The sequence below is a fragment of the Streptomyces sp. NPDC001700 genome, from assembly GCF_053596435.1.
In genome coordinates this window covers 1-21,699 of record NZ_JBSFGE010000050.1, presented here as the reverse complement: position 1 = coordinate 21,699, position 21,699 = coordinate 1, and the positions used below count along the sequence as shown (strand labels likewise).

The following is a 21,699-nucleotide window of genomic DNA, read 5'->3' as shown; positions in this document are numbered from 1 at the left end:
GAGCTGGGCGCGCGGGTGCGGTTCGCGGCGTGTGATGTGGCTGATCGGGATGGGTTGGCGGGGTTGTTGGGGTCGTTGGAGCGGCCGTTGACGGGGGTGGTGCATACGGCGGGGGTGTTGGATGACGGGGTGATCGCGTCGTTGACGCCGGAGCGGATTGAGGGGGTGTTCCGGCCGAAGGTTGATGCGGCGCTGAATTTGCATGAGCTGACGCGGGATATGGATCTGGCCATGTTCGTGCTCTTCTCCTCGGCGGCCGGCACGTTCGGCGGGCCGGGGCAGGGCAACTACGCGGCGGCCAACCACTTCCTGGACGCTCTGGCGCAGCACCGTCGTGCGCGAGGGCTTGCCGCGCAGTCGCTGGCGTGGGGCATGTGGGCTGAGCGCAGCACGATGACAGAGCACCTGGACGACGCGAGCGTACGGCGCGTGGGCAGGCTCGGCCGGGCGCTGTCCGCCGAGCAGGGGCTGGCGCTGTTCGACACGGCCACCGGGGTCGACGAGGCCGTCCTCGTTCCCATCGACCTCGACACGTCAGCCCCCCGGTCCGGGGCCGTGCCGGCGCTGCTGCGCGGCCTGGTGCGGCCGCGGAGCCGACGTGCCACGGACGGAACGGCCGGAGACAACGACGCCGCCGGGCTGCTGCGACAGCTGGCCGCCCTGACCGGTGTTCAGCGCACCGAGCACCTGCTCGGTGTGGTGCGCCACCACGTCGCCCTGGTCCTCGGTCACGGCAGCCCTCAAGAGGTCATCCCCGAGAGGCCGTTCATGGAAGCCGGGTTCGACTCGCTCACCTCCGTCGAGCTGCGCAACCGGCTCACCGCAGCCACGGGTCTGCGACTTCCGGCCACGATCGTCTTCGACCACCCGACGCCGCAGGTGCTCGCCGAGCATCTCGCCGCCGAGCTCACCGGGGACGCCGGAGCAGGCGCCCAGGGGGTTCCGGGATCCTCGGGCGCAGTGGCCTCCCCGCCCGTGCGAAAGCGCTCGGAGGGCACGCTCAACACCCTCTTCGAACAGGCCGTCGCGGAGGGCAGGATCGACGACTTCATCAATGTCCTGGACTCCGCGGCGAACTTCCGCAGGACCTTCAGCGACCCGTCCGAGCTCGACCGGGTGCCGAGCCCGGTGCGGCTGTGCCGGGGCGACGAGACGCCGAGCCTGATCTTGCTGTCCGCGTTCATCGGCAAGGCCGGTCCGTACGACTACTCCGGCCTCGCCACCGGATTCCGCGGCAAGCGCGACGTTTCCGCGCTCTTCCAGCCGGGCTTCCTCGCGGGTGACCCGCTGCCGGCGGACCTGATGGCCGCGACCAAACTGCACGCCGAGAGCATCGCGCGCTATGTGGACGGGAAGCCGTTCGCCCTCGGCGGCGTCTCGTCCGGCGGCACCGTGGCCTTCTACGTCGCCCACTACCTGGAGAGCATCGGCCTCCCGCCGGCCGCCGTCGTACTCCTGGACACCTACACACGCAACGAGGCGATCTACCGGCACTTCGGGCCGAAGATCCTGCACAGCGTCGTGGAGGACCAGACCAGCGCGTTCGGCGACAGCGGCGACGACATCTGGGGCGAGGAGTGGCTTACCGCGATGGGCCGCTACTGCAAGATGAACTGGATGCCGCCCGGTGAGATCAGTGGCAGGACGCTCATGGTCCGCGCGTCCGACCCCGTGGGGGAGTGGACGGAGGACTACGACTGGCGCACCGACTGGGAGCTGCCACACGACACGATCGACGTCCCCGGCAACCACTGGACCATCACCCGGGACCACTCCGCCACCACCGCGGCGGCCATCGACGAATGGCTGCGCGGCCTCGGCTGACCGGGCCCTTGGCCGCCCCTCTCGCAGGGGCGGCCGGAAGCGCGGGCCGGTGAGGGCGCCCATGTTCAACGGAAGGCAGTTCACATGACAATCGATGGGGGCGGCATGACCACGGCAACGGGGTCGCGACTCGGCGACCTGTTCCTCGGAGCTCAGCTGAAGGTCGGACGCCCGCTGATGAAAGCGGCGATGAAGGGCGACCCGTACATCGACATCCTGCTCGGTGTCCAGGATCCGCGCCCGCAGTACGCCATCATCCGTGAGGGCGGCCCGCTGTACCGCAGCAAGGGCAACGCCCTGGTCGTCACCAGCCACACGCTCGGCACGGAGATCCTGCGGGACCGGCGCCTGAACATCTGCCATACGAACGGCAGGGCTCCGGGCATGCAGTTGATGGAGCGCATCGGCTGGGACGGATCGATCCTCAACCTCGACCCGCCGGACCACACCCGTATCCGCCGCCTCGCCCAGCCCGCGTTCACACCACGGAAGATCGCCCAGTACCGCGTCGCCGTGGAGCGGATCTGCCACGAACTGCTCGACGAGGCGGAGAAGCAGGGCGAGTTCGACCTGATCCGCGACTACGCCGGGCCGCTGCCCATCGCCGTGATCGGCGATATGCTGGGTGTGCCGGAGAGCGAGCACGAGCGGTTCTACCGGCACGGCCGGGTCATCGGCTCGGTCATCGACGGCGTCAAGTCCTTGAGCATGGCCCGGGACTTCAGGCGCGCGCACAGCGAGTACCTGAAGCTGTTCGCCGAGCTGATCGAGCTGCGTCGTGGCGAGCCTGCTGACGACCTCGTCACCGTGCTCAGCGACGCGCACGGCGAGGGCAAGGTCACCGAGCACGAACTGCTCGCCCTGTGCGCGGTGCTCGCGGTGACCGGTTTCGAGACCACCACGAACCTCATCGGCAACGGCACGCTGGCCCTCCTGGAGAACCCCGACCAGTGGGAGTTGTTCCGCGACGACCCGGACCTCGCCCCGAAGGTCGTCGAGGAGACCATGCGGTACGACTCGCCGGCCCTGCAGGCCACTCGCATCCCGCACGAGGAGATCGAGCTGGCCGGACAGCGGGTCAAAGTGGACGAGGCGCTCGTCGTCCTCGTCGGTGCGGCCAACCACGACCCCGAGGTGTACCGGGACCCGGACCGCTTCGACGTCCTGCGCGAGGGCGAGCCGGAGCACCTCTCCTTCTCCGGCGGCATCCACTACTGCATCGGCGCACCGCTGGCCCGGATGGAGGGTGACGTGGCGCTGCGGGTCCTCGTGGAACGGATGCCGAAGCTGCGCTTCAACGGCCCGCGCAGGCGGCGCAGCTCGCCCGTCATCAGCGGTCTGGAGACCTTCCCGCTCGCCGTGAGCTGACAGGCCCCGCACCCTTCTCCACCGGCCCGCCCTCGTACCGCCCCGTGCGACGGCGGGCCGGAGCCGGTGTCAGCGGCGGCGTGGAGCCTCCGAGGCCGGGACGAAGACCGGCAGCCGGGCGTCGACCTCGAAGCCGCCGTCCTGTCCGGGCCCCGCGCGCATCTCGCCTCCCACCAGCTCGACCCGCTGGTGCAGGCCCATCAAGCCCACACCGGAGCCGCTGCGACTCAGCTCGACGACGGGTCCCCGCTCAGGTTCCGCGTTGCATACGGTCAGGTGCAGTTGCTCCGTGTCGTAGCGGGCGCGCACCTCGACGGGAGCGCCCGGCGCATGCTTGATCGCGTTGGACAGGGCCTCCTGGACGACCCGGTACGCGGTGCGGCCGATCACCGGCGACACCACACCGGGGTTGCCGGTGCGGACGAACTCGATCCGCATGCCCGCCGCCGTCGATTCGTCGACCAGAGACGCCAGATCGGGCCCGGGGGGCTCCTCGGCCGTCTGCTCGGGGCCGCCGTCCCGCCAGCCCGCCTCACCGTCGTCACCAGTGCGGCCGTCGCCGGTCTGGTCGTCGGCCGTGCCCGGCCGCGAGCGCAGCACGCCGAGGAACTCGCGCAGTTCTTCCAAGGCCTGGTGACCAGCCGAGCGCAGTTCTCCGGCCGCGACACGGGTCGAGTCCTCACGAGTGCTCAGCTCCAGCGCCCCCGCGTGCAGGACCATCAGGCTCACCCGGTGCGTGATGATGTCGTGCATCTCCACCGCCAGCTTCGCCCGCTCCTCCGACCTGGCCTGCTCAGTGAGCAGGTGTTGCTCTCGCTCCGCTCGCTCGGCACGGTCCCTGAGCACGTCTGCGAGCCTGCGCTGGGACCGTACGTACATCCCGGCCAGCGCGGGCACCGCCGTGAGGAGCAGGCCGGGCGCGATGATGTCGACCTCCGGCGTCCACGGTCGGGCGGCGATCAGGGTGAGCACGCACGTGAGTCCCCAGCCGCGGGCCAGGTCAGAGCCGTACACCATGACGCTGTAGCAGGCGAACGGCGTCGCGAGCGGCACCCACACCCCGGCCCGGTCCACTTCCGGCATCGTGGCGGGGAACACTCCCGCCACGAGCAGGGGCATCGCGGCGACCAGCATCAGACCCATGATCCATGTGGGTGCCGTGCGACGGAACAGCAGCGAGAACGCGGCGAACGCCTGGAGCATCGGCGAGACCCAGTCCTTGGTGGACTGGGCCGACCGGAGGATCGCGGCGAGTGCCGCCAGGACCAGGAGACACAGAACGAGGTCGACTGCGCGGTCGCCCCAGGAGTACGAGATACGTGTGCGCTCGGGCATCCACTCAGACCGTTCCACCGGACTTATATTAGCGATGTCCGAGAGGCCGGCCCGGGCCCGGTGGACGTACGCGGTCGCATCGCGACGGCGGGCCTCACATCCGAGGGGCGACCGCCGACTTCGGGGTGAGGCTGTGCACGTCGAAGGTGCGCTTGGTGCGGTCGAGTCTGCGGAAGAGGTTGTCGGCGCCGCTGAACAGCAGCCGGGTCACGCCGAGTCCGGTGAGGGTGTTGACGACGGCACGCCAGTCGACGGGCCGGTCGAAGGTGTCGAGCAGCATCGTGCGGACGCCCTCGGCCGAGTCCAGCACCGTACCGTCCTGGTCGGCGACGAGCGGGACTCGCGGTGCCCGCACCGTGAGACCGGACAGGACCTCGCGTTCCACTCTCCGGCGCAACTCGGCGAACGCCGGGGCGTGCACCGGCGGCCGCATCGAGTACATCGAGTACCCGCCCAGGTCGCTGATCCGCTTCTTGAACCGGTCGAGCCGGCCCTCGCGCAACGACAGCATATGGAAGCCGTCGTCGAGGTAGCCGGAGAACTCGTACCACTCGCCGTCGGCGTCGAGTTCGGCCAGGGCCTCCTTGAGCCGGTCCTCGGGGAGCCGGGTGAAGGAGTGCGTCACCACGTCCTGGTGGTGCTCGCGGAAGTACTCCTCCTCGCATCGCGCCATCGCCACGGTCACCCGCAGCGTGTCCTCGTAGGACAGGGAGCCCGCATAGGCGACGGCGGCCTTCTGCCCGAAGCTGGGCCCCACGCAGACCGCGGGCTCCTCCTGGGCACGGTCGGCCGCGCGGTCGGCGAGAGCGAGGCAGTTGACCAGGAACGCCACCTGCGCGTACTCGGAGTAGTCGGCGCCGCCGTCGCGGAAGCGCTCGGCCACCCGGTAGCCGAGTACCTCGTCGGCCACCGCGAGTCGCTTGCGGGCATACGGGTTCAGGAGCATGAAGCGGCCCGCGTCGGCGAATCGCGACGGCCCCATGCCGGGAAAGACGATCGCGGTGGTCATGCGACGCGCGCCTCCTTCGCCAGCTTCTCCAGCGCCCGCATGTCGGGCTTGCCGTTGCGGTTGAGGGGGAAGCTGCCAAGGACCTCGACCCGGTCGGGCCGCTCATACGCTGCCAGCATGTTCCGCAGCTCTTCGCGCCAGTAAGCCGCCGGACGGCCCTCGCCGTCCTCGACGAAGAACACCAGCTGGGCGCCGCGCCGCTCGTCGGGCAGGGCGACGATCCGCGCCGAGCACCCCTTGGCCTCCACGGTCCGCTGGATCAGCTCGGGATAAAGGGTGTATCCCTTGCGGTGGACCGCGTACTTGCGGCCCAGGACGAAGGCGTTGCCCCCTTCGTCGAGGTACCCCAGGTCACCCGTGCGCTGCCAGCCCGGCGGCACCGCTTCGATCGCGCCGGAGTCGTCGAGCCAGCCCTCCAGCGCGTCCGGTGTGTCGACCTCCAACTCGCCGACGGCACCCACGGCGACCGGGCGGCCGTCCTCGTCCACGACCCGCAGCCGGATGCCCTCCATGGGCTGCCCGCAGGCCACCGGGTTGTCGAGCGTCGCGAAGGCGATGTTGCCGAGCTCCGTGCTGCCGTAGCTGTCCAGGAGCGGCATGCCGAACTGCTGTGCGTAGGCTTTCACCAGCGGCTCGTCCAGCGGGGCCGCGCCGACGCAGAACATGCGCGCCCCCGCGAGGATGGGACGCAGAATCGGCTTGCGCGACACGAGGTTGAGCATGCTGCGGTAGCTGGCGGGAGTCGCGTCGATCACCGTAGCCCCCGTCAGCCCTGCCATCACCAGGGCACGGTCGAGCCGCTTGTACGGCGCGATCACCAGCGAGCACCGCCGCAGCCAGGCGATCAGAACCATCGACAGACCGTACTGGTGAGCGAACGGCAGCAAGGGCAGCAGCACGTCGTCGGAGCGGTGTCCGACCTGGTCGGCGTTGCGCTCCAGGTTCTTCAGGAACTTGCGGCCCGACTTGACGACGCCCTTGGGCGAGCCCGTCGAACCCGACGTCCACATGATCAGGGCGTCCGGCAGGTCGCACCAGGTCTCGAAGTCGAGCCGTTCGTCTACCGGGGTCCGGCCGACGGAGCCGGCGAGCAACTCGTAGAGGAACAGGGCCTCCTGGCCATCGTCCAGCGGGGCGTCTTCGTCGCACAGGACCAGCTTGGAGCCGGTGCGCAACACGATCCGCCGGGTCTCCTCGATGTGCTCCTGCTGGTCGACCAGGACGATCGACGCCCCGATGTGCATCAGCGCGAGCAGCGACGCGAGCCAGGGGGCCGAGTTCCCGGCCTTCAGGGTGACGCGGTCCCCGGGACCGACTCCCTGCTCGCGGAGCACCTGAGCGAGCTGCAGGGTCTCGTACTCGAAGCGGTCGAGGGTCCGTACCGAGTCATGGGCAAAGATTTTCGCGCTCATCGGTCGCACGATTCCTTCCTCGCACCGGACAAGGGAGCCGCAGAGCGAGCGACCCCAGGGCCCGAGGGGTGGAAGTGAGGGGAATCCAGGGGCCTGGAGAGAGTCTCGGAGCCATGGGCTCGGCGTGGAACCCTGACCGCCCCCCTACGGTCCCTTGTCTTCTCCACCGCTTCCGCGGCGGGGGCGGCAGGGGCGAGCCAGGGGTACCGGCCGGGGATGGCCCGCGGCTTACGATCGCCGTGTCCGGGTCTGACGATCGCTGGGAGCGAGGGCACGCATCCGATGCAACAGCCGACAACAACGAGTCCGTGGTTTCTCCCGCTGACGCGGAGTCCGGCCGGCGCCGTACGCGTCGTCTGCTTCCCGTACGCGGGCGGTGCGGCCTCCGCCTACTTCCCCCTCTCGCGCTGCCTCTCCGCGGACCTGGACGTCCTGGCGGTGCAGTACCCGGGGCGCCAGAACAGGCGCCTCGAACCTCCGGTCCAGGACATGGGGGCGCTCGCCGACGCGGTCGCCGCAGAGCTCGGCCCGTGGCTCGATGGGCCGGTCGCCTTCTTCGGGCACAGCATGGGCGCCATCCTCGCCTTCGAGGTGGCGCGGCGTCTGGAACGGCGCGACGGCTTCGGCCTGGAGCGGCTCTTCGCCTCCGGATGCCGCGCGCCCTCGTCGCTTCGCGAGATCGAGGACTTCCGGCACCTCGACGACGACGGAGTGATCGAGCAGATGGGCGCCCTCGGCGGGACCGACGCGACGCTCATCGCCGATGACGAGCTGCTGCGCCTCACGCTGCCCGCCGTCCGCGCGGACTACGAAGCGGTGCGTACGTACCGCGCGGAGCCCGGCAGCGCGCTGCGCGCGCCCGTTACGGTGCTCAGGGGCGAGGACGACGGCCGCGTCACGGCGGAGGAGGCGGCCGGCTGGCACACGCACACGACGGCCGCGTGCGACGTCCGCGCGTTCACCGGCGGGCATTTCTTCCTCAACGACCACGTGCGCGAGATCGGCGAACTGGTCAGCGACGCTCTGAGTGGCGTCCGGCAAGGCTCCGCGTAGCGACTGGCGCGATCTTCGGCGCCGTTTGGGCTATTTCCGGCGGCCCAGTGCCTTTGCCCGATCGCGTGCCCAGCCCGCGAGTACGGCACCGGCCACGGCCGCGACCACGTACACGGTGAGGGTACCGCCGAAGCCCGCGTCGAGCCCGCCGAGCAGGCCCAGTTGGTCGTGGTCGATGACCAGGCGGATCGCACCCTGGGCGCCGAGCACCAAGAGGAGCACACCGAGGACTTGGAGGAAGTCGAACTTCACGGGGGCCTTTCCGTAGGGCGGATCAGTCAACAGCCACGAAAGTACGGCAAGTCCTTGAGCCGGACGCAAGGTTACGACTGACGCGGGATTCCTATCAAGCTCTCGTTGACCACGAAGGCGTGAAAGGGAATCAGCACTGCCCGCCTGACCGACCGATGGGTATCGTGGGCCGCATGGGGCGTGAAGTCGTTCAGGCAGTGGTCGTCGACGACGAGCCAATGGTGTCGACGCCGCCGGAAGACTTGATCGGGCTCGTACGGGTCGCCGCGGACGGACACACGGTGCTCTCGCCGGTCGCCGCCCGTCGCATGCTGGCCAGCGCATCCGGCGAGGATGAGACCCGAAAGCGGCCAAGCAACTGGTCGGGCGGCTCACGGAGCGCGAGCAGGGCGTGCTGACTTGTGTGGGTGAGGGGTTGTCCAACGCCCAGATCGCCACGAAGCTGTTCCTGAGCGAAGCGACGATCAAGGGGTATGTCTCGCGCATGCTCGTCAAGCTGGAGTGCGCCAACAGGACCCAGGCGGGACTGCTCGCCTACGACGCCAACCTGATCAACCGCTGAAACTCCTCCGCGTCGCGGAGGAGCGCATGAAGAAGGCGGCCATACGGTCCTGCCCCTGGACCAGCCGCGGGCCGTTGCCGAGCGTACGAAAGTCGGTACTACGCCCCGTAGATAGCGACCTTGGTCGTGTCCACTTCCCACGAAGCGCTCTGCCGCTCCCGTCGGGCCGGCTGTTTGGCTGTGAACGCGGAAACAGCTCGTGAGGCGGACGGGGCGTGCCCCAGAGCGCTACGGCCGAGATGCGCGGCACCACACCCAGGCCCTGGAAGATCAAGCACTCCGGCGTAGACCGGAGCGGAGGAACCATGTTCAGTGCACTAGGCCGATTCGTCGTCGGCCACCGATGGCTGGTGATCATAAGCTGGCTCATCGCCGCGACAGCCGTGATCGCCACGGCGCCGTCCCTCACCACCACGTCCGACCAGGCGGAGTTTCTGCCCAAGGAATACGAGTCGATCCAGGCGCAGAAGATCCAGGCAGACGCCTTCCCGCAGGGTTTCAGTCCGTCCGCGATCGTGGTGTTCACGCGCGAGGACGGCAAGCCCCTTCAGGGCGCCGACTCGGCGCGGGTCGCCAAGGTCGGCGAGACACTGAAGGGCAACAAGTACGACAAGGTCGAACAGGTCATCACCGCGCCGCCGTCCCCGCGCAAGAAGGTGCAGACGGTACTGGTGTCGATGGCCGACGTGAAGGCGGGCGACAAGAGCCAGCAGCACACCGTCGAGGACATGCGGGACGACCTGGGGCCCCTGGTGAAGGGCACGGGTCTGAAAACCGGCATCACCGGTGACGCCGCCACCCAATTGGACGCCGAAGAGGCGGCCAAGCGCGCCGACTCACTGATTTTCCTCGGCACCATCGGCCTGATCATCCTGCTGCTGACGGTCATCTTCCGCAGCCCGACCATCACGATCCTCACGATCGTCGGGATCACCCTGGTCTCGCAGGTGGCCAACGGGCTCATCGCGATCTCCGCGAAGGCCTTCGACCTCAAGGCCGACAGTTCCGTGTCCTCGCTGCTGATCGTGGTGCTCTTCGGCGTCGGCACCGACTACATCCTGTTCCTGATGTTCCGCTACCGGGAGCGGTTGCGCGTCGGGGAGGACCCGAAGACCGCGATGGCCTCCGCCGTCGGCAGGGTCGGCGAGGCCATCGCGTCCGCGGCCGGCGCCGTCATCGTCTGCTTCCTCGCGCTGCTGCTCTCCTCGCTCAGCTTCCTCATCTCCATGGGCCCGGCACTCGCCATCGCCATCGCCGTGACCCTGCTCGCCTGCCTCACCCTGATCCCGGCCATCGTCTCCCTGATGGGCACCAAGGTGTTCTGGCCCTCCAAGGCCTGGCGTCACGAGCCGCGCGCGGCCCGCTTCGGTGCCATGGGCCGGGCCGTCGCCCGCCGCCCCGGCCTGTTCCTGGGCGCCTCCGGCCTGCTCATGGCTGCCCTGGCGGTCGGCTCGATCGGCTACGAGCCGGTGTTCTCCTCCGAGCAGAAGGTGGACACGTCCAACGAGTCCTCCGTGGCGACGTTCGACATGCGCAAGGACCTCCCGGCGGGCAGCACCAACCCCAGCACCGTCCTGATGCGCTCCACAGAAGGTGAGAAGCTCGAACAGAAGGAGATGACCGCTTACCTCAACAGCCTCAAGAAGGTCGAGGGGGTCGGTTCCGTCACCCGCTCGCAGCTGAGCAAGGACGGCGAAACCGCCGAGTTCAGTGTGGTCCTGACGGCGGACCCGGTCGGCAGCAAGGCCATGGACATCGTCCGCGGCCCGCTGCGCACCACGGCCCACGAGGCCGCACCGTCCGGTACGGAGGCCAAGGTCGGCGGGGTCACGTCCGTCTTCGTCGACATCAACAAGGCCGTCAACCGCGACTTCTCGGTGGTGTTCCCCACCGCGGCTGCGCTGATCATGCTGATCCTCGCCCTCCTGCTGCGCAGCCTCATCGCACCGATCTATCTGATGCTGTCGGTGGCGCTCGGTTTCGGAGCCACGCTCGGCGCTACGGTGCTGCTCTTCCAGAAGGTCCAGGGCGAGCCCGGACTGACCTTCTTCCTGCCCGTCATCATGTACTTGTTCGTCGTGGCCATCGGTACCGACTACAACATCCTGATGGTCGCCCGACTACGTGAAGAGGCCAAGGAAGGCCTCGCCCCCCGGGAGGCCACGGCCAAGAGCATCCAGCACGCGGGTCCGACCATCGCGGCCGCCGGTGTGATCCTCGCCGGCACCTTCGCCTCGATGACGCTGGCCAACGACGTCACGCTCGCACAGACCGGCTTCGCGGTCGCGTTCGGCATCGTCATCGCCTCGTTCGTCATGGCGATGTTCTTCACACCGGCCCTCACCACCCTGTTCGGCCGCGCCGCCTGGTGGCCGCGCCGCATCAGGCCGCAGGCGCCGCTCGAGGACGCGCCATACCGGGCGGACCAGCACGCGGTATCCGTCCAGGGCGGAGGCCCGTACGCGCCGCACGGCTCCGGCGACCGGCGGGACTGACCCGACCGGATCGCCCCCGACACGGCTGAGGCCGGGGTCACGGATCATCCGTGACCCCGGCCTTCGCGGGAGGCGGGGTGCTCTCGCCTATTCTGCGATCTTGGTACGGCCGATCCATCGAAAGGTGATGAGCTCGGATTCCGTACCGCTGGTGGTCCGCTGCAGCGGTGCGTGTATGGATTCGAAATGCTCGTAACCATTGCCGTAACGGATCTTGATCTTCTCCTCAGAGAAGATCACCTCGTCCAGTTCGGTCAGCTTGACTGATCCGGACAACCCGCTGGGCCCGCCTTCCAGCTGCACCGAGCGCATCGCCATGGCGGAGGAATCTTGGACGACTCTACGCATGGGCCTCCTCTCGTCTCGCAATGATTCTTCTTTGGGGCAGCCCGCCCGGATACCCCTCAACTGCCCCTATGGAACGAGTAATTAGGGCAGACAATCGAAAATGGACTGGGGTGCGTGTTCGAGGGGTTCGGTAGGGGTACACCCGCGCCGGGCCGCTGCCTATCGTCATAGGAATGCGTACGTGGCGACCGTGCCGAACCGGTCGAGATCTTCACCACTGGAACAACGGGAGACCGCAGTGATAGCCGACCTGGTCGCCGCGATCGAAGCGCCGGATGTGGCGCCGTGTGACATTGCGTCTCTGCCGGTACCGGAGTCGTACCGAGCGGCCGTGCTCTACAAAGACGAACAGGGCATGTTCGACGGAATCCCGGTCGCCGACCGGGAGCCCGCCAAGTCCGTTCACATCGATGACGTACCGACCCCCGAGCCCGGCCCCGGCGAGGCACTGATCGCCGTCATGGCCAGCTCGGTCAACTACAACACGGTGTGGAGCGCGCTGTTCTCGCCGGTGCCGACGTTCGCCTTTCTCGAGCGCTACGCCCGCACCGGCGGCCCGGCCGCCCGTCACGACCTGCCCTATCACGTGATCGGCTCGGACCTCTCCGGGGTGGTGCTGCGCACCGGCCCCGGGGTGCGCCGCTGGCAGCCCGGTGACCGGGTGGTCGCACACTGCCTGTCCGTCGAGCTGGAGGACGCTGCGGGCCACAACGACACGATGCTGGACCCCGAGCAGCGCATCTGGGGCTTCGAGACCAACTTCGGCGGCCTGGCCCAGCTCTCCCTGGTCAAGGCCAACCAGCTGATGCCCAAGGCCGCACACCTCACCTGGGAGGAGGCGGCCGCGCCCGGGCTGGTCAACTCCACCGCGTACCGCCAGCTGGTGTCGGGCAACGGCGCCGGTATGAAGGTGGGCGACAACGTGCTGATCTGGGGCGCGGGCGGCGGTCTCGGCTCGTACGCGACCCAGTACGCCCTGGCCGGGGGCGCGACGCCGGTCTGCGTGGTCTCCAGCGAACAGAAGGCGGCCATCTGCCGGGCGATGGGCGTCGAAGCCATCATCGACCGCAGCGCCGAGGACTACCGGTTCTGGCGGGACGAGCACACCCAGGATCAGCGTGAGTGGAAGCGCTTCGGCGGCAGGATCCGCGAGCTGACGGGCGGCGAGGACGTGGACATCGTCTTCGAGCACCCGGGCCGGGAGACCTTCGGCGCCTCGGTCTATGTCGCCCGCAGGGGCGGCACCGTCGTCACCTGCGCCTCGACTTCCGGCTATCGGCACGAGTTCGACAACCGCTATCTGTGGATGCACCTGAAGCGGATCGTCGGTTCCCACTTCGCCAATTACCGCGAGGCGTGGGAGGCCAACCGCCTGGTCGTCAAGGGCCGGATCCACCCCACGCTGTCGCGCACCTACCCGCTCGCCGAGATCGGCGAGGCGGTGCAGGACGTCCACGGCAACCGGCACCACGGCAAGGTGGGCGTGCTCTGTCTGGCCCCTCGGGAGGGCCTTGGGGTCAGCGACCCCGAGCTGCGGGCCGTGCACGAACCGGCCATCAACCGCTTCCGGATTGGATGAGCACCACTCAGGTCGCTGTTCCCAGCGGGCCATCGCTTCGGCGGTGGCCCGCTCCCTTTCCCCCGGACGCCGGACGGGCTGGAAGTCCAGCCCGTCCGGCCCCGGGGGTGGGGGACAGTGAGGCCGTCAGAGCCACTTGGCGGACAGCCCCTGGAGCAGGCCGGAAATCCGTACCCGCGCCGCGCTCTCCGGGTCGAGCCCGAGGATCGAATCGTCGAGCTTGTTCAGCTCCTCGAGCACGAGGATGGCCGCCGCGGCGTCGCCGGGCAGCATCTCCTCCCGCAGATGCCGGGCGAGGCCAACCGCCGTGGGGTGCTCGAAGACCAGCGTGGTCGGCAGACTGAGCTGGGTCTCCTGCTCCAGCTGGTTGCGCAGCCGCACCGCCGCCACCGAGTCGAAGCCCATGTCCAGAAGCCCGCGGTCCGGGTCGACGAGCGTGCTGTCGGCGTATCCGAGCACGATCGCTATCTGGCCGCGGACCACCTCCAGCAACAGCTCCTCCTGCTCCTCCTCCGAGCATCCGGCCAGCCGCTGGACCAGGGACACGGCAGTGTCCCTGGCCTCCGGTTCGGTGGCCTGGCGGATGCCCGTAGGCGCCGTCCCGTCCTGCGTCCCGTCCTGCGTCCCGTCCTGCGATCCGGACACCACTGGGACACCACCGGCCTCCGGCTCAGCGCCGGTATCACCGGACGTCGGCAGGGCCACCCGGTCCAGCAGGTCATCCGGCGTGGGCCGGAGCTCCAGCGACGCCACCGACAACACCGGCGCGCCCGTGCCGTCGGACGCCCGCAGCGACACCGTGTCGGGGCCCGCCGGGGACAGGGTGACCCGCAGCCTGGACGCGCCGACCGCGTGCAGGCCGACCCCCTTCCAGACGGACGGCAGATATGCCGTCCTCGGGTCGCCGACGAATCCCGCCAGCACCTCACCGGTCAACGCCCCGTCGAGCAGGGCCGGGTGAACGGCCCAGCGTCCGGCGTCCGCGGTGCCCGGCGCCACGGCCGACAGCGCGATGTCGAGGAAGACCTCGTCACCTCGGCGCCAGGCCGGGACCCCGGCGTCCTCCAGCGGCCACGCGTCGGCGGGCGGCCACGCTTCCGCGGCCCCCGTCTCCGGGCTACCGCCCTCGCACAGGACGGCCGTGGCATGACGCACCCATCCCTGGTCCCGCCGGTCGCGGCCGGGACGGTCCGCTTCACGACGGCAGTACACCTCCACCTCACGGCGGCCCGACCCGTCCGCACCGTTCACCGAGACCTGCACCTGGACCGCGCCCCGGTCGGGGAGGATCAGCGGTTCGTGCACGGTGAGTTCCTCGACCACGTGGCTGCCGAACTGGAGACCGGCCTGGAGCACCAGCTCCACGAAGCCGGTCGAGAACAGCACCGCCCCCGCGTCCGCCCGCCCGCCAGGCCAACCGCCCCCGCCCGTGCCGATGACTCCGGTGAGGAGCCCGCCGTCGGAACCGGGCAGCGGCACCAGCGCGGACACCAGCGGATGGTCCAGCGCGCCCAGACCGAAGTCGCTCGCCTCACCCGCCGCACGTGACGCCTCCAGCCAGAAGCGGGTCCGCTGGAAGGCGTACGTCGGCAGTTCCACCCGCCGGGCGCCGGGGAACACCGGTCGCCAGTCCAGTGGCACGCCACGGACGTGCAATTGGCCGAGGGCCGTGGTGACCGTGACCGTCTCGGACCGGTCGGCCCGCAGCGCGGGCACGAACGCGGCCTCGGGACCGGAGCCACCCGCCTGCGCCAGCGCGGTCAGCGTCCCGTCCGGTCCTAGCTCCAGGAACGTCGTCGTGCCCAGCTCCCGCAGGCGCGTCAGCCCGTCCGAGAAGCGCACGGTCTCACGGACGTGCCGCACCCAGTACCCGGGCGTGCACAGCTCCTGGTCCGCCACCGCGCCGGTCACGTTCGACACCACCGGGATCCGCGGCGCATGGAACTCGACGCTCTGGAGGGTTTCGCCGAACTCCGTCAGCATGCCGTCCATGCGCGGCGAGTGGAAGGCGTGGCTGACCCGCAGCCGACGCGTCTTCACGCCCTGCCCGGCCAGCACGTCGACGACGGCCAGCACCGCGTCCTCATCACCGGACACCACCACCGACTGCGGACCGTTCACGGCGGCGATCCCCGCCCCGTCGGTCAGCAGTGGCACCACGTCCTCCGCGGACGCGCCCACCGCCACCATCGCCCCGCCCGCCGGCAGGGCCTGCATCAGCCGACCCCGCGCGGCGACGATCCTCGCCGCGTCCGGCAGCGACCACACGCCTGCCACGTACGCGGCGGTCAGCTCGCCGATCGAGTGGCCCAACAGGTAGTCGGGCTCGACACCCCACGACGACACCAGCCGGAACAGCGCCACCTCCAGAGCGAACAACCCCGCCTGCGTGTAGGCGGTCTCGTTCAGGCAGTCCGTGCCATCGGCCACCACCTCGGTCAGCGGACGCTCGAGGTACGGATCCAGCGCCGCGCAGACCTCGTCCCACGCCCGGGCGAACACCGGGTACGCGCCGTACAGCTCACGGCCCATTCCCGCCCGCTGAGAACCCTGACCCGTGAACAGCACCGCCAGTCGTCCGGGCGCCGAGGAGTCCACGACCACGCCAGGCGCGGGCTCGCCCATGGCGAGCGCCGCCAGACCACGCAGCAGCTCGTCGCCGTCGGAGCCGATCACGGCCGCCCCGTGCGAGAGCGCCGACCGCGTGGCCGCGAGCGACCAGCCGACGTCGGACGGCCTCAACCGGGTGCCCTCCTCCCCTTCCAGCTCCCCTTCCAGGAAGGATCGCAGCCGCTCGGCCTGGGCCCGCAAGCCACGTTCGCCCTGACCGGACAGCACCCACGGCAGGACCACCGGTTCGGCCCGCTCCGGCTCCCGCTCCGGCTCCCGCTCCGGCTCGGGCGTGGCCTCGAGCCCGGACACCGGCTCCGTACCGGCCGACAGGGCGGGCCGCTCCTCGATGATCACGTGCGCGTTGGTGCCGCTCACGCCGAACGACGAGACACCGGCCCGGCGTGCGCGCGCGGCCTCCGGCCACTCCGTCTGCTCGGTCAGCAGCTCCACCGCGCCGGCCGACCAGTCCACGAAGGACGACGGCTTGTCCACATGCAGCGTCCGTGGCAGCACACCGTGGCGCATCGCCATCACCATCTTGATCACACCGGCCACACCGGCCGCGGCCTGCGTGTGCCCGAGGTTGGACTTGACCGACCCCAGCAGCAGGGGCCGGTCCGCGTCCCGGTCCCGGCCGTACGTGGCCAGGATCGCCTGCGCCTCGATCGGGTCGCCCAGCCGGGTGCCCGTGCCGTGCGCCTCGACCGCGTCGACGTCCGACGCGGACAGCCCCGCGTCCGCGAGGGCGGCCCGGATCACCCGCTGCTGGGAAGGGCCGTTGGGGGCCGTGAGGCCGTTCGAGGCACCGTCCTGGTTGACGGCCGACCCCCGCACCACGGCCAGTACCTGGTGGCCGTTGCGCTCGGCGTCCGACAGCCGCTCGACCAGCAGCATGCCGACGCCCTCACTCCAGCCGGTGCCGTCCGCCGCGTCGGCGAAGGCCTTGCACCGGCCGTCGGCCGCCAGACCGCGCTGACGGGAGAACTCGACGAACACGCCGGGTGTGGCCATCACCGTCACACCACCGGCCAGCGCCAGTGAACACTCGCCCGACCGCAGCGCCTGCACCGCGAGGTGCAGTGCCACCAGCGACGACGAGCAGGCCGTGTCCACCGTCACCGCCGGCCCCTCCAGCCCGAAGCTGTAGGAGAGCCGGCCCGAGAGCACACTGCCCGCGCCGCCGGTCAGGAAGTATCCCTCGGAGCCCGCCGCGGCCGCCTGGTCGGCGCCCATGCCGTACCCCAGCGAAGCACCGCCGACGAACACGCCCGTCCGGCTGCCCTTCAACGACGCCGCCGGGACACCGGCCCGCTCGAACGCCTCCCACGCGGCCTCCAGCAGCAGCCGCTGTTGCGGGTCCATCGCCAGCGCCTCACGCGGTGAGATCCCGAAGAAGTCCGCGTCGAATTCGTCCGCGTCGTGGACGAAGCCGCCCTCGCGGACGTACGACGTGCCGGACTCGTCCGCGTCGTCGCTGAACAGGCCATCCAGATCCCAGCCGCGGTCCGTCGGCAGGTCCGAGATCGCGTCCCGCCCCGCACCGAGCAGCTCCCAGAGCTTTTCCGGGGAGGTCGCCCCGCCCGGATAGCGGCAGCTCATGCCCACGATGACGATCGGATCGTCCGCCGACTCCGCCGACTCCGCCGTGCCCCGGGACGGAGCGGCGTCGTCCCGCTCCGTCCCGACCGCCTCGCCGACCGCCTCGCCGACCAGCTCCGTGCGGAGATGTCCGGCCAGCACCAGCGGCGTCGGGTAGTCGAAAACCGTGGTCGCAGGCAGACGAACACCCGTCGCGGTGCCCAGCCGGTTGCGCAGCTCGACGGCGATCAGCGAATCGAAGCCGATCTCCCCGAACGTGCGTCCCGCGTCGACCGCCGCCGGGGAATCGTGCCCGAGCACCGTCGCGACCTGCGCACGCACCAGGTCCAGCACGAACTGCTCCTGCGCGGCGACCGGCATCCCCGCCAACCGCGAACGCAGGGACGACTCCTCGTCGATCCCGCCCCCGCTCGCACGGCGCAGCGGAGTGCGGACCAGGTCGCGGAACAGCTCCGGCAGCGCACCGGCGTCGGCCTGCTCCTGCAGCGTGGCCGTGTCCAGCGGCGTGGCCAGGACGACCGCGTCCCCGGCCGTCCGCGCCACATCGAGGAGCCGCAGCCCCTGCTCGGTGGCGAGGGGTGTCACACCGGACCGCGCCATCCTGCTGAGGTCCTGCTCCGAGAGATGGGCAGTCATGCCCCCGCGCTCGGCCCACAAGCCCCACGCCACCGACACCCCGGGCAGGCCGGACGCCCTGCGGTGGGCCGCCAACGCGTCCAGATAGCTGTTCGCCGCGGCGAAGGCGCCCTGCCCCGGGCTGCCCAGCACCCCCGCGGACGAGGAGAACAGCACGAACTCGGCCAGGTCACGGTCGCGCGTCAGCTCGTGCAGGTGCCACGCGCCATCGACCTTCGGCCGCAGCACCTCTTCAACCTGATGCGGCGTCAGCGACTCGATCACCGCGTCGTCGAGCACCCCCGCGGTGTGGACGACCACCCGCAGCTCCGGAAGGGAGTCCAGCAGCTCCGCCAGCTCCTTCCGGTCGGCTACGTCACAGGCCACCACCCGCACCTCGGAACCCAGTTCGCGCAGCCGCTCGGCCAGCTCACCGGCGCCCGGAGCCGCGCCACCGCGACGGCCGGCCAGGACCACGTCCCGCGCGCCATGGCGCTCGACCAGATGCCGGGCCACCAGACCGCCCAGCGCACCCGTGCCACCCGTGATCAACACCGTGTCCCGCGCACCCAACGGCTCGGGAACGGCCGCTCGCGTACCGGCATCGGCCAACCGCGGCGCCAGAACGCGGCCCTGCCGCAGTACGAACTGCGCGTGCCCCGCCGCCACCGCGGCGGGCAACACGGCCAGAGAGCCCGGGTGCCCGTCGTGATCCACGAGCGTGACCCGGTCGGGATGCTCGTTCTGCGCACTACGCACCAGCCCCCACAGCGCGGCGGCACCCAGGTCCGTCACGCCCTCGCCCACCGTGGCCGACACCGCGCCGCGCGTCAGCACGACCAGGCGCGAGCCCGTGCAGCGATCGTCGGACAACCACCGCTGCACCGTCTCCAACACCCGGCACACCATCACCGGGACCGGATCGCCGTCCGAGGTGCACGACAGCACCAGCGTCTCGGGCACGGATACGTCATCCGGACCGACATCACCCAGCTCCACCAGCGGCGTGCCCGTGTCGTCCGGCACGGAGACCTCGCTCCACGCCACCCGGAACAGCGCGTCGTTGGCCACCCCGCGAGTGTCCTCGATCCGCTCGTCGGACAGCGCCCGCAGCGACAGCGAAGCCACCGACAGCACCGGCGCGCCCGTCACGTCGGCCACCTCGGCCGACACCGCGTCCGTACCGGCGGCCGACAGTGCGACCCTGACGGCCGACGCGCCCACCGCGTGCAGGGACACACCGGTCCACGACAGCGGCAGATGCGCCCGGTCGGCGTCGGACAGGAACCCGCCGAGACCCACCGCGTGCAGGGCCGCGTCGAGCAGGGCGGGATGCACACCGCACAGCGTCGCGTCCCCGTGTGCCTCCGGCGCCAGAGCCACCTCGGCGAACACTTCGTCACCGCGGACCCACGCCGCACGCAGCCCTTGGAACGTGGGCCCGTGGCCGAGACCGCGCTCGGCCATCGCCGTGTACACCTCGGAGACGTCGAGCCGTCGCGCGCCCTCCGGCGGCCAGACCGCCAGACGTTCCGCCACCGGCTCGCCGTCGGCGGCCACCAGGGTGCCGGAGGCATGGAGCAGCCACTCGTCCGAGCGGCAGGAATGGACCGTAACCGAGCGACGCTGCCGCTGGTCCACCGCACCGACCGCGACCTGGATCTGGACACCGTCCCCGTCCTGATCCGGAATCACGAGCGGAGCGTGCTCGACCAGCTCCTCCACCACGGTCAGACCGAACCGCCTGCCCGCCTGCAGCGCCAGCTCCACGAACCCGGAGCCGGGGAAGACGACCGTACCGAGCACCGCGTGGTCCGCCAGCCAAGGCTGTCCGTCCAGCGAGAGCCGCCCGGTCAGCACACTGCCGTCGGAACCGGGCAGGGCGAGCACCGCGCCCAGGAGCGGGTGCTCCACACTTCCGAGCCCCAGCCCGTCGGCCTCTGCCACGGGCCGCGCAGGCTCCAGCCAGTAGCGCTCCTGCTGGAAGGCGTACGTCGGCAGCTCGACCCGGCGCGCACCGGAACTGGCGAACAGCTGCTGCCAGTCCACCTCGACGCCACGTGCGTAAACGGTCCCGAGAGACGCGAAGAAGCGGTCGAGCCCGCCGTGATCGCGTCGTAGGGAGCCGGTCGCCAGGATGTGGGTGTTGGTGGTGTCGGCGGTGTCCTGGATGCCGATGGTGAGGACGGGGTGGGGGCTGGTTTCGATGAAGACGGTGTGGCCGAGGGTGAGCAGCTTCTCGATGGTGCCTTGGAAATCGACGGTGTGGCGGAGGTTGCGGTACCAGTAGGCGGCGTTCAGCTCCGCTGTGTCGGTGAGTGCGCCCGTGACGGTGGAGTAGAAGGGGATGGTGCCCGTCCGGGGTGTGATGGGCGCGAGTGCTTGGGCGAGTTCGTCTTCGATGCGTTCGACGTGGTCGGAGTGGGAGGCGTAGTCGACGGGGATGCGTTTGGCCTGCGGGTACTCGGTGAGGAGTGTGTCGAGTGTGTGGTTGTTGCCGGAGAGGACGGTGGAGGTGGGTCCGTTGATGGCGGCGATGGACAGGCCGTCTAGGTCGCGCAGCTGCTCTGCGGGGAGGGGTACGGAGACCATGCCGCCGTGGCCGGAGAGGGCAAGGAGGGCTTTGCTGCGCAGGGCTACGATGCGGGCGCCGTCTTGGAGGGTGAGGCCGCCTGCGACGCAGGCTGCGGCGATTTCTCCTTGGGAGTGTCCGATGACGGCGGCTGGTGTGATGCCGTGGGAGCGCCAGAGTTCGGCGAGGGAGACCATGACGGCCCACAGCACGGGCTGGACGACATCTACCCGGCGTAGCGCTTCCTCGTCGTTGAGGACGTCGAGGAGTGACCAGTCGGCGAACGGGCTCAGCGCGGCGGCGCACTCTCGCATGCGTTCGGCGAACACGGTCGAGGTGGCGAGGAGTTCCAGTGCCATGCCGGTCCACTGCGAACCCTGACCGGGGAAGACGAAGACGGTCTTGCGGCCGGGTTCTGCGGCGCCGCTGTTTTCGACCGTGTCCAGGCCGTGGAGGAGTTCGTCGCGGTTCGTGCCGACGACCACTGCGCGGTGTGACAGTGTCGCGCGCGTCGAGACCAGGGACCAGCCGATGTCCACGGGGTCCAGCTGGGGGTTGTCCAGTACGAAGGACTTGAGGCGCTCGATCTGCGCCCGCAGGCCGTCCTGCCCCGTCCCCGACAGCACCCATGGCACGGCGGGGGGAGCGTTGCGGTTGTCTTCCGGCTCGGTTGCTGTTGTGGGTGCTTGTTCGAGGATGACGTGGGCGTTGGTGCCGCTGACGCCGAAGGAGGAGATGCCTGCCCGGCGTGGGGCCTCTGTCTGCGGCCAGTCGGTGTGTTCGGTGAGCAGCTCGACCGAGCCGGTGGTCCAGTCGACGTGGGGGGTGGGTTCGTCCACGTGGAGGGTCTGGGGTAGTTGGCCGTGGCGCATGGCCATGACCATTTTGATGACACCTGCGACGCCTGCGGCGGCCTGCGTGTGCCCGATGTTGGACTTGATCGATCCCAGCAGGAGGGGCCGGTCGGCGTCGCGGTTTTGGCCGTAGGTGGCGAGGAGGGCTTGGGCTTCGATGGGGTCGCCGAGTGTGGTGCCGGTGCCGTGTGCTTCGACGGCGTGGATGT

11 protein-coding genes and 1 pseudogene are annotated in these 21,699 nt (G+C 70.2%); 6 read left to right on the top strand and 6 right to left on the bottom strand.

Going from position 1 to position 21,699, the window contains the following annotated elements:
• The first annotated feature begins 15 nt into the window (after nucleotides 1–15).
• Both ACWC5C_RS41370 and ACWC5C_RS41365 read left to right on the top strand, forming a co-directional pair.
• Nucleotides 16–1,824, top strand: coding sequence for a type I polyketide synthase (locus tag ACWC5C_RS41370; protein ID WP_450884399.1), 1,809 nt, complete (start codon nucleotides 16–18; stop codon nucleotides 1,822–1,824).
• 105 nt (nucleotides 1,825–1,929) lie between these two features.
• Entirely contained in the window at nucleotides 1,930–3,192 is a 1,263-nt protein-coding gene (locus ACWC5C_RS41365; protein ID WP_450884397.1) for a cytochrome P450, read from the top strand.
• A 69-nt stretch (nucleotides 3,193–3,261) separates the two neighbouring features.
• Here ACWC5C_RS41365 and ACWC5C_RS41360 read toward each other — a convergent pair whose 3' ends face one another.
• The 3 genes from ACWC5C_RS41360 to ACWC5C_RS41350 form a co-directional block, all read right to left on the bottom strand.
• Nucleotides 3,262–4,527: a sensor histidine kinase gene (locus ACWC5C_RS41360; protein ID WP_450884395.1), complete on the bottom strand. Its 1,266-nt coding sequence runs from the start codon at nucleotides 4,525–4,527 to the stop codon at nucleotides 3,262–3,264.
• Nucleotides 4,528–4,621: 94 nt separating this feature from the next.
• The gene (locus ACWC5C_RS41355) at nucleotides 4,622–5,536 is read right to left on the bottom strand and encodes an ACP S-malonyltransferase (RefSeq protein ID WP_450884393.1); all 915 of its coding nucleotides are present in this window, start codon (nucleotides 5,534–5,536) and stop codon (nucleotides 4,622–4,624) included.
• Nucleotides 5,533–6,948 carry a class I adenylate-forming enzyme family protein gene (locus tag ACWC5C_RS41350; RefSeq protein WP_450884391.1) on the bottom strand — a complete coding sequence of 472 codons (1,416 nt, stop codon included), beginning with the start codon at nucleotides 6,946–6,948 and terminating at the stop codon, nucleotides 5,533–5,535. Before ACWC5C_RS41350 ends, ACWC5C_RS41355 begins: the two co-directional genes overlap by 4 nt.
• A gap of 282 nt (nucleotides 6,949–7,230) precedes the next feature.
• Between ACWC5C_RS41350 and ACWC5C_RS41345 the strand changes: the two genes are divergently transcribed.
• Entirely contained in the window at nucleotides 7,231–8,001 is a 771-nt protein-coding gene (locus ACWC5C_RS41345) for a thioesterase II family protein (protein WP_450884389.1), read from the top strand.
• A gap of 30 nt (nucleotides 8,002–8,031) precedes the next feature.
• Here ACWC5C_RS41345 and ACWC5C_RS41340 read toward each other — a convergent pair whose 3' ends face one another.
• A complete protein-coding gene (locus ACWC5C_RS41340) occupies nucleotides 8,032–8,283 on the bottom strand; it encodes a hypothetical protein (RefSeq protein ID WP_450884387.1) in 252 nt (83 codons plus the stop codon).
• A gap of 194 nt (nucleotides 8,284–8,477) precedes the next feature.
• Here ACWC5C_RS41340 and ACWC5C_RS41335 point away from each other — a divergent pair.
• Both ACWC5C_RS41335 and ACWC5C_RS41330 read left to right on the top strand, forming a co-directional pair.
• Nucleotides 8,478–8,815, top strand: a pseudogene (locus tag ACWC5C_RS41335) (response regulator transcription factor); the annotation flags it as partial.
• A 350-nt stretch (nucleotides 8,816–9,165) separates the two neighbouring features.
• Nucleotides 9,166–11,310 carry an MMPL family transporter gene (locus tag ACWC5C_RS41330; RefSeq protein WP_450884385.1) on the top strand — a complete coding sequence of 715 codons (2,145 nt, stop codon included), beginning with the start codon at nucleotides 9,166–9,168 and terminating at the stop codon, nucleotides 11,308–11,310.
• Nucleotides 11,311–11,397: 87 nt separating this feature from the next.
• Here the strand turns inward: ACWC5C_RS41330 and ACWC5C_RS41325 are convergent, their stop codons facing one another.
• Entirely contained in the window at nucleotides 11,398–11,658 is a 261-nt protein-coding gene (locus ACWC5C_RS41325) for a DUF5988 family protein (RefSeq protein ID WP_450884383.1), read from the bottom strand.
• Between the two features lie 100 nt (nucleotides 11,659–11,758).
• On the opposite strand from ACWC5C_RS41325, the gene ccrA reads away from it, so the two are divergent.
• Nucleotides 11,759–13,237, top strand: a complete 1,479-nt coding sequence (gene ccrA / locus ACWC5C_RS41320; protein WP_450884381.1) for a crotonyl-CoA carboxylase/reductase — start codon at nucleotides 11,759–11,761, stop codon at nucleotides 13,235–13,237.
• A 126-nt stretch (nucleotides 13,238–13,363) separates the two neighbouring features.
• On the opposite strand, the gene ACWC5C_RS41315 is transcribed toward ccrA, so the two are convergent.
• Nucleotides 13,364–21,699: SDR family NAD(P)-dependent oxidoreductase (locus ACWC5C_RS41315; protein ID WP_450884379.1), on the bottom strand; the 8,336-nt coding region annotated here is incomplete at its 5' end.